The 8,660-nt window shown below is 72.0% G+C and carries 7 protein-coding genes and 1 tRNA gene; 2 read left to right on the top strand and 6 right to left on the bottom strand.

The window, feature by feature from the left end:
* Positions 1 to 172: 172 nt before the first annotated feature.
* From ITJ56_RS09960 to ITJ56_RS09950, 3 genes are all read right to left on the bottom strand, one after another.
* Positions 173 to 246: transfer RNA gene (locus ITJ56_RS09960), tRNA-Pro, on the bottom strand.
* A gap of 137 nt (positions 247 to 383) precedes the next feature.
* Positions 384 to 965, bottom strand: a complete 582-nt coding sequence (locus tag ITJ56_RS09955) for a hypothetical protein (protein ID WP_194630256.1) — start codon at positions 963 to 965, stop codon at positions 384 to 386.
* Positions 962 to 1,792 (bottom strand): endonuclease/exonuclease/phosphatase family protein, encoded by an 831-nt coding sequence (locus ITJ56_RS09950; protein ID WP_194630254.1) that lies wholly within the window; start codon positions 1,790 to 1,792, stop codon positions 962 to 964. Before ITJ56_RS09950 ends, ITJ56_RS09955 begins: the two co-directional genes overlap by 4 nt.
* 70 nt (positions 1,793 to 1,862) lie before the next feature.
* Between ITJ56_RS09950 and ITJ56_RS09945 the strand changes: the two genes are divergently transcribed.
* Positions 1,863 to 3,338: a hypothetical protein gene (locus ITJ56_RS09945; protein ID WP_194630252.1), complete on the top strand. Its 1,476-nt coding sequence runs from the start codon at positions 1,863 to 1,865 to the stop codon at positions 3,336 to 3,338.
* Positions 3,339 to 3,413: 75 nt separating this feature from the next.
* Positions 3,414 to 5,543: a RecQ family ATP-dependent DNA helicase gene (locus ITJ56_RS09940; RefSeq protein ID WP_194630250.1), complete on the top strand. Its 2,130-nt coding sequence runs from the start codon at positions 3,414 to 3,416 to the stop codon at positions 5,541 to 5,543.
* 85 nt (positions 5,544 to 5,628) lie between these two features.
* On the opposite strand, the gene ITJ56_RS09935 is transcribed toward ITJ56_RS09940, so the two are convergent.
* The 3 genes from ITJ56_RS09935 to der form a co-directional block, all read right to left on the bottom strand.
* Positions 5,629 to 6,150: a hypothetical protein gene (locus ITJ56_RS09935; protein WP_194630248.1), complete on the bottom strand. Its 522-nt coding sequence runs from the start codon at positions 6,148 to 6,150 to the stop codon at positions 5,629 to 5,631.
* A 149-nt stretch (positions 6,151 to 6,299) separates the two neighbouring features.
* On the bottom strand, positions 6,300 to 6,926 hold the full coding sequence (locus tag ITJ56_RS09930; protein WP_194630246.1) for a hypothetical protein: 627 nt from the start codon (positions 6,924 to 6,926) through the stop codon (positions 6,300 to 6,302).
* 122 nt (positions 6,927 to 7,048) lie between these two features.
* Entirely contained in the window at positions 7,049 to 8,569 is a 1,521-nt protein-coding gene (der, locus tag ITJ56_RS09925; RefSeq protein ID WP_071405612.1) for a ribosome biogenesis GTPase Der, read from the bottom strand.
* Positions 8,570 to 8,660: the final 91 nt, after the last annotated feature.

Raw genomic sequence — 8,660 nt, 5'->3', positions numbered from 1 at the left:
GCACGGTGTTCCAGCCTCGACCCCATCTGCAACACTCCGATTCACGATGGTGTTGCAACGACCAGCTGAACCCAAGGAGCCCTATGCGGACGACCCAACGACACCCGCCGGAACGACAGAAGCCCACCGAGATCATCGGTGGGCTTCTGTCATCGTGTCAGACACGTTTCGGTCGGGCTGACAGGATTTGAACCTGCGACCCCTTGACCCCCAGTCAAGTGCGCTACCAAGCTGCGCCACAGCCCGCGAGTTCCGGAGAACTCAGGACCCCGGAGGATCCTCGCCCACGTCCGACCGGAGCGCGAGCGACCGGTCCAGCATAGCGGACGTCAGACCCCCTCCGTGCCACGGCGAGTCGGAGCAACGCGACCCGAACGACACGCTCAGCCCGGCCGCACCACCTCGCGCCGCGCCGCCAACCACGGCAACCCGAGCCCGACGAGCAACCCGCCGGACCCGTCCGCCGCCAGGTCCCCGATCGTGTCGTCGTACCCGACGAAGATCTTCGAGTCGACGAAGTTGTGCCCGACCCACTCCCCCATCTCCCAGACCGCCCCGACCGCGAGTCCCGCACACAGCGCGAGCACCGCGACGACCACCCGGCGTTCGGCATGCGGCGCCGGCACCGCACGCAGATCGGCACCGATGACGTAGAGCACCGCCGCGAGCAGCCCGGTCAGCACGACGTGCATGAACTTGTCCCACAGGAACACCGTCGTGTACCACTCGAGCACGCTCGACCACCCGGCGACGAGCACGAGCACGCACACCGCCACGTCGAAGGCAGGCCGCAGCCCGAGCATCCGCGGCACCACGACCCCGAGCAGCGCCAGCGCCATGACCGGGAACGCCGTCCCGCCCCACCCGACAGTCGCCACGATGATGCTCACGAGCGTCAGCGCCCGCACCACGTCGGCCACCAGGAACCGCGGCCGCAGGAACGTCGGTCCGAGCGTGGCGATCACGACGCCCATCGCACGACCGCGTGCACGGCGGCGTGGTCGGACGGCCACACGCCGCCCGGCCGCCGCACGTCGACCGCGACGCGGTCCACCTCCGCCTCGGACGTCACGAGCACCCCGTCGATCCGCCGGCCCCCGACGCGCGGACTCCCGTAGTGCGGGTACGTCCCGTAGGGCCCGCCCACCTGCCTGGAGGCCCGCCCCCAGCTGTCCTCGACCCCCGCCTCCGCCAGGGCTCGCCATGGTGCGGAACCGGCGGGGCTGTTCCAGTCGGCCATGACCACGGCGGACAGTCCGCGCTGCCGGACGATCCGGCCGAGCAGTTCGGCGGACCGGAGCCGGGCCCACGGCGAGGCGACGTCGAGGTGGGTGGCGACGGCCAGGAACCTGATGCCGGTCGCGCGGTCGTCGACGACGGCCCCGACGGCGTGCCGGGGGAAGGACGTCGCCCACGACCGTGAGCCGGGGCGGTGGGGTGTGCGGGAGAGCGCCCAGGTCCGGCGCTCGACGACGTCGAGACGCGAGCGGTCGAGGAACAGGCCGACCTGTTCCCCGTCGCCGCGCGCGCCTCGCCCGGCCAGGACGGGCTCCCAACCCGACCCCAGGCCGGCGGTGAGGTCGTCCGCCTGCGTGGGCAGGGCCTCCTGGACGGCGAGGACGGTGGGCGCTTCGGACGTGACGAGCGCGAGCACGGCGTCGCGGCGACGCTCCCAGGCGTCCGGGTGGGTCGGCTGTCGCGGCACGCGGCGACGCACGTTGAGCGTCATGCAGTGCACCTCGGGCGACCGGACCGGTCCGATGAGCGGGCGGTCGTCGGGGTGGTGGGGCATGCCTCCCTTCTACGAGACGACACCCGTCGGATTCCCAGGGACCTCTCCGTCTGGCTCGTATGGTGGCTCGATGCGTTCTCGTTCCACCCCTCGTCTCCTGGTCGCGATCGCGGTCTCCGGCCTGCTGCTCGGAGCCGCCGGGTGCACGTCGAGCGGACCGGACACGAGCCGCCCGACGCTGGCGAAGGCCTCGGCCGACACCGTCACGGTGGCCGACGCCTCGGACGCCGCAGCCCGGTCCGTCCGCGTCAGCAAGGCGCTGTTCGCGAGTGCCCCGGGAGCGGTCGTCGCCCGGGCCGGCGACACCGACCGGATCCGTGGTGCGGCGAAGGCTGCGGCGAGCGCCCATGTCCCGGTGCTGCTGACGGCCAAGGACACGAGCACTGCCGTCGCCCGCGAGCTCGACCGGCTCGGTGCCGACTGGTACCAGGCCGAGGGCGACGTGTCGGTCGGCACGGACGTCGGACAGCGGCAGGCGCCGGACAGTGGTGACGCGCCGGAGCCGAACCGGGCCTCCCGGCAGGCGACCGTGGTGGTGGCGGACGCGAGTGCGGACGCTGCTGCCGTGGCGACCGCGAAGGCCGCCGGCGCCCGCGTCGTGACCATGCCGAAGGGCGTGACCGACCCGGCTGCCGCACCCGACGTCGTGACGGCGCTGCACGAGCGGGCGAAGCACCCGACCGTCCTGGTCGGTGCGGCGTTCGACGCCCTGCCGGACCCGGAGTGGACGGTGCGGGCAGCCGAGGGCGGGTTCCAGCTGCGGAACGGCGGCCAGCGACCGTTCGACGGGCACCGGTACGTCGCGCTGTACGGGGCTCCCGGAGCGCCGGCGCTGGGCGTGCTCGGCGAGCAGGGGCCGAAGGAGACCGTGCAGCGCGCCGAGCAGGTCGCGAAGCCGTACCGGGCCGAGTCCGACGAGCTCGTGACGCCCGCGATGGAGGTCATCGCGACCGTCGCCGCGGGCGACGCCGGAGCCGACGGCGACTACTCGACGGAGCTGCCGGTGTCGACGCTCGAGCCCTACGTCGACGCCGCGCACGACGCGGACATGCCGGTGATCATCGACCTGCAGCCCGGGCGGTCGGACTTCCTGTCGCAGGCCAAGAAGTACGAGTCGCTGCTCAAGAAGCCCGGCGTCTGGCTGGCGCTCGACCCGGAGTGGCGGCTCACGAAGGACCAGGTGCCGCTCGAGCAGATCGGCAGCGTGTCGGCGTCCGAGGTGAACGAGGTCTCGTCGTGGCTGGCTGCGCTCGTGCGCGAGGAAGGACTGCCGCCGAAGGCGCTCGTGCTCCACCAGTTCCGGCTGTCGATGATCCAGGACCGTTCCGCGATCGAGACCCACCCGGAGCTCGACATGCTCGTGCACGTCGACGGGCAGGGGTCGCAGCCGGACAAGCAGGCGACGTGGAACGCGCTGCACGTCGGCGCACCGGAGGGGTTGCACTGGGGCTGGAAGAACTTCTACGACGAGGACACGCCCATGCTGACGCCCGCGCAGACGATGCAGGACGTGCAGCCGACGCCGTCGTTGGTCACCTACCAGTAAGGCGCTTCGGTCCGGTTCTCCACACATTGGAGGCGCGGCTCGGGTTTCGTCGGTCGGTCCTGACAGCATGGGGGCATGGAAACCACCGCACCGCCTTCTGCAGACATCGCCGCCGAGGCGCAGCAGGCGCTCGCTGCGCTCACCGGGCGCCCCGACGCGGTGTTCCACCCCGGCCAGCTCGAGGCCATCTCCGCCCTGGTCGAGCACCGGCAGCGCGCCCTGGTCGTGCAGCGCACCGGGTGGGGCAAGTCCGCGGTGTACTTCCTCGCGACGCTGCTGCTGCGCCGACGTGGGGGCGGCCCGACGGTCCTGGTGTCGCCGCTCCTCGCCCTGATGCGCGACCAGGTCGCCGCGGCGGCCCGGGCCGGGGTCCGTGCGGTGTCGATCAACTCCGCGAACGCGCACGAGTGGGGCGAGACCCAGGCAGCACTCGCCCGTGACGAGGTCGACGTGCTGCTCGTCTCCCCCGAGCGCCTGAACAACCCGAAGTTCCGCGACGAGCAGATGCCGACCCTGATCGCCCAGATGGGCATGCTCGTGGTCGACGAAGCGCACTGCATCTCGGACTGGGGCCACGACTTCCGGCCGGACTACCGCCGACTGGCCGAGCTCATCCGGTCACTCCCCCACGGCGTCCCCGTGCTGGCCACCACCGCGACGGCGAACGAGCGCGTGGTCGAGGACGTCGCCGAGCAGCTGACCGCCGGCCCGGCCGACCCGGTGTTCACCATCCGCGGGTCCCTCGCCCGCAAATCCCTGCGCCTCGGCGTGCTGACGCTCCCCGACGCCCGGCAGCGGCTCGGGTGGCTCCTCGCCCACCTGGGCGACCTGCCCGGCAGCGGCATCATCTACACGCTCACGGTCTCGGCGGCCGAGGACATCGCCCGCCTGCTGCGCGACAACGGGTACGCCGTCCGCGCCTACACCGGCCGAACCGACACCGACGAGCGCGAGCAGCTCGAGCAGCAGCTCAAGGGCAACGAGCTGAAGGCCCTGGTCGCCACGAGTGCACTCGGCATGGGGTTCGACAAGCCCGACCTCGGGTTCGTCGTGCACGTCGGGGCTCCCTCGTCGCCCGTCGCCTACTACCAGCAGATCGGTCGTGCGGGTCGTGCGACCGACAACGCCGACGTCCTGCTCCTGCCGGGGCGCGAGGACCGCGAGATCTGGCAGTACTTCGCCAGCGCCTCGATGCCGACCGAGGCCCGCGCCGCCGCCGTGCTCGGTGCACTGTCCACCGACACCGCGATGTCGACCGGGGCGCTCGAGGGCCTGGTCGACATCAAGCGCTCCACCCTCGAACTCCTGCTCAAGGTGCTCGACGTCGACGGCGCCGTCCGCCGCGTCACCGGCGGCTGGGTGTCGACCGGGCAGCCGTGGGAGTACGACGCGCCCCGGTACGAGCGGGTCGCCGCGGCCCGTGCTGCGGAGGCCGCGTCGATGCTCGGCTACGAGTCCACCTCGGCCTGCCGCATGCAGCTGCTGCAGCAGGACCTCGACGACCCTTCGGCCGAGCCCTGTGGCCGGTGCGACAACTGCGCCGGTGCCTGGTTCCCGATCGCCGTGTCCGACACCGACTCGTCCGGGGCCGCGGCCGCACTCGACAAGGTCGGCGTCGAGATCGCCCCGCGTGCCCAGTGGCCCTCAGGCATGTCGTCGCTCGGGGTCTCGGTGCGGGGCAAGATCGGCCCGGACGAACTCGTGCAGCCCGGCCGTGCGGTGGCGCGTCTGACCGACCTCGGCTGGGGCGGTCCCCTGCGGGCGCTGTTCTCGCCGTCCACCCCCGATGCCCCGATCTCGCGCGAACTCGTCGACGGTTGTGTCCGGGCGCTCAAGGACTGGCCGTGGGAGACCCGGCCGACCGGCGTCGTGGCGATGTCGTCGCGGTCGCGGCCGGAGCTCGTGGGATCTCTCGCACAGGCCCTGTCCACCATCGGGCGGCTGCAGTTCCTCGGCACGCTCGAGCGCGACGGCGGCACGCCCCGCGGTGACGGTGCGACGAACAGCGCCTACCGGTTGTCCGGCGTGTGGGACACCTTCGTGGTCGATCCGTCGCTCGCCGCCGCCCTGCAGTCGCACGAGGGCCCGGTGCTGCTCGTCGACGACCTGGTCGACAGCCGGTGGACGATGACCGTCGCCGGCCGGGAGCTCCGGCGCGCCGGGGCCTCGGCCGTGCTCCCGTTCGCGCTGGCGACGGTCGCGTAGCGCCTCGCACCACCGTTGCGACAGAACGCGCGTCGATCGACTCGTGTTCTGTCGCGGTGCCGGTCCACCCGCGCCGGGCGGAGCCCTACCGCCGCGCGGGCTTCGGGAACGTCGCCCGCATGTGGTCGCTGGTCAGCACATCGCCGATGCCGACCATGAGCACCGAGAACAGGATCTGCTCGATGACCATCCAGAACGGGTAGAGCCCAGGGATCGCCGCGACGATCAGGGTCACGATCGGGAAGATCCGGCTGAACAACCGCAGCCGCTGGTACGCCCAGTAGTACCCGAGCTGCGCCCGCCAGGCGAACACGTAGAGCGTCAGGGTGATGAGCAGCACCACGGTGGACCGGAACCACACCGCCCACGACAGGGTGTCCCCCGCGCGGGTCAGCACCACGGCGACCACGATGGCGGTGAGGCCGACGACGGTCTCCGCGACGAGCAGCCACCGGATCCACCGGAACGAGCGGACGGTGTCGGGGTGTCCGAGCATGTCCTCGCGGATCACGTACCCGGACTGCCGGCCTCCGGCCAACCGGTCGAGCCGCAGACGGCACCACACGCGGTCGGCGAGCACACCGAGTCCGTCGTTCTGCCGCGTCACCAGTACATCGTGCCCCATCCCGAGGGCGGCAGCGGACGCGGCACGAGCCGCTCTGCCGACGCGGAACGACATGGTCGATGTCGGACGACGACCACGGTGTCGTTCTGCGTCGGTTCAGCACAGCCCCGGCGTCGGCCAGCACGCCCCGCTCAGTCGGACGGGACGAGTGCCGCGCCGCCCAGCACCGTGCCGGTGTCGGCGTCCAGCAGGACCAGGGAACGGACCTCGTCGGGCAGTGACCACGGATCGCTGAGCACGACGGTCAGGCCCTGTTCGACCCCGGCGGCCTGGAACAGGTCGTAGGACTCCCCGGCGGGTGTCCAGATCGGCTTCGAGCCCCCGCGCACCGTCCCCGCGGACAGCACGACGACGACCGGACCGTCCCCGCCGGTCTCCAGGTGGTCGATCTCCACCGCGAGCGTCTCGTCACTCGAGTTCGCGGCGATCCGGACGTGCCCGGAGGCCGCAGCTCCGATGCCGACGACGTCGCCGGAGACCGGTGGGACGCGGCGCCACCACGGGTCGATGGGCGAACCGTCGACCGGACGGACGGGTTCGGGCTCGATCGGTTCCTCGAGGGCGTTGGACGGCTGCAGTCCGGTGCCGGGCGACCGCGCCGGCTCGGGGACCACGGGGTCGGCACGGCTCACCGCGTCGCCGTCGTCCGGTGCGTGCGAGAAATCCCACAGCGACACCGAACCCACAACGACCACACCGACGAGGACACCCACCAGGGCGAGCCGACGTCGGTCCGCTGCCCACGGCCCGATCCGCACGCACCCATGATGCCGCACCGGCACGCCGGACCGGCTCCGGGCCTCCAGGCCGAGCGCGAACGCAGAACGCAGAACGCGCCCCGACGGATCGAGGCGCGTTCTGTGTGACGGGGCGGGCGGGCTCAGCGCTTCCGGCGCTCGCGCACCCGCATGTTGACGTTGATCGGCGTACCGGAGAAGCCCCAGACCTCGCGGAGGCGACGCGTGATGAAGCGTCGGTACTGCGGATCGAGGAACGCCGACGTGAAGAGCACGAAGGTCGGCGGCTGGCTCGACGCCTGGGTCCCGAACAGGATGCGGGGCTGCTTGCCGCCGCGGACGGGGTGGGGGTGTTCCTGCACGAGCTCGGCGATGAAGGCGTTGACCTTGCCGGTCGGGATGCGGGTGTCCCACGACTCGAGGGCGGTCTCGAGGGCCGGCACGAGCTTCTCGAGGTGGCGGCCGGTGCGGGCGGAGATGTTCACGCGCGGGGCCCAGGCGACGTGCGCCAGGTCCTGCTCGATCTCGCGCTCCAGGTAGCGGCGTCGCTCGTCGTCGAGCAGGTCCCACTTGTTGTAGGCCAGCACGAGGGCACGGCCCGACTCGAGGACGAGGTCGATGATGCGGAGGTCCTGCACGGACACCGGCTCGGTGACGTCGAGGACGACGACGGCGACCTCGGCCTTCTCGAGCGCGGCGGTGGTGCGGAGCGACGCGTAGAAGTCGGCGCCCTGCTGCATGTGGACGCGCTTCCGGATGCCGGCGGTGTCAACGAAGCGCCACACCTTGCCGCCGAGCTCGATCTGCTCGTCCACTGGGTCGCGGGTGGTGCCGGCGATGTCGTTCACGACGACCCGCTCTTCACCGGCGGCCTTGTTGAGCAGCGAGCTCTTGCCGACGTTCGGGCGGCCGAGGATGGCCACGCGGCGGGGGCCGCCGACCTCCTGCTTGGCGACGGCCGAGGTGTCGGGCAGCGTCTTGATGATCAGGTCGAGCAGGTCTGCGACGCCACGGCCGTGCAGGGCCGACACCGGGTGCGGCTCGCCGAGCCCCAGGTTCCAGAGTTCGTAGGCGTCGAGTTCACGGCGCTCGTCGTCGGCCTTGTTCGCGACGACGATGACGGGGCGGTCGGTGCCGCGGAGCATCTTGACGACGTGCTCGTCGGTGGCGGTGATGCCGACCGTGACGTCCACGACGAAGAGCACGGCGTCGGCGAGGTCGATCGCGACCTCGGCCTGCGCGGCGACCGAGGCGTTGATGCCCTCGGCGCCGGGCTCCCAGCCGCCGGTGTCGACGAGCGTGAAGCGCTTGTCGTTCCAGTCGGCCTTGTAGCTGACACGGTCGCGGGTGACGCCGGGGACGTCCTGCACGACGGCCTCACGGCGACCGAGGATGCGGTTGACGAGCGCCGACTTGCCGACGTTCGGGCGACCGACGATCGCGAGCACCGGGTAGGCGGGCAGGTAGTGGACGCCGTCCTCGCCGACCTGACCGGCCTCGAGCAGAGCGAGGTCTTCGTCCTCGAGGTCGTACTCCTCGAGGCCGGCGCGGAGCGCGGTCGCGCGCTGCTCGGCCTCGGCCTCGTCGAGTCCGGCGAGCCGCTCGCCGAGGGCGTCGTCGTACCGGGGGAAGTCGTCGTTGTCCGGGTTGTCCAGCTGAGCCATCTTGGGTTCCTCGCGAGCGGCCGGGGCCGCGGTGTCGGTGGCCGTTGCCGGCCGGGGCCGGGGGTCCGGCCGTGGTGTGACCAGGCGGCCT

The sequence above is a fragment of the Curtobacterium sp. VKM Ac-1376 genome (genome assembly GCF_015351025.1).
Lineage (GTDB): Bacteria > Actinomycetota > Actinomycetes > Actinomycetales > Microbacteriaceae > Curtobacterium.
Note: the sequence above shows the minus strand (reverse complement) of the source record. Positions and strands in the feature narration are given on the sequence as shown.